The sequence below is a fragment of the Crystallibacter degradans genome, assembly GCF_012952295.1.
GTDB classification, from domain to species: domain Bacteria; phylum Actinomycetota; class Actinomycetes; order Actinomycetales; family Micrococcaceae; genus Crystallibacter; species Crystallibacter degradans.
This window is the reverse complement of sequence record NZ_JABBCH010000100.1, coordinates 1-354: the sequence shown is the minus strand read 5'-3', so window position 1 is coordinate 354 and position 354 is coordinate 1. Positions and strand designations below refer to the sequence as shown.

The 354-nt window shown below is 70.9% G+C and carries 1 protein-coding gene; it reads right to left on the bottom strand.

Translation table 11 applies throughout. The annotated features are described in order from the left end of the window. Nucleotides 1–354: HAD family hydrolase (locus HGO92_RS23295; protein WP_169999128.1), on the bottom strand; the 354-nt coding region annotated here is incomplete at both ends.

Below are 354 nucleotides of genomic sequence, written 5' to 3'. Positions count from 1 at the left end.
TGACGACTTCGATCCCGGCCTCGTGCAGGGCCGCCACGGCGGGGGCAGCGGTCTCGCGGGCGGCATCGGCCAGGGCGATGACACCGGCGGCGCTGCCGTCCACGGCCATCAGCACGGCGGTGCGGCCAGTGGAGGCGAGGGTTTCACGCTGCTCGGCTATGGGGGCAATATCAACGCCTTCGGCAATCATGAGCTTACGGTTTCCCACCAGGACCCGGCGCCCGTCCACGGTGGCTCCGGTACCGTGTCCGGGGACATTGCGGAAGGAACCGGCGTCCAGCGAGGGCACGCCCCGGGCGACGGCGTAGTTGACGACGGCGCCGGCCAGGGGGTGCTCGGATTCGCGTTCCACTG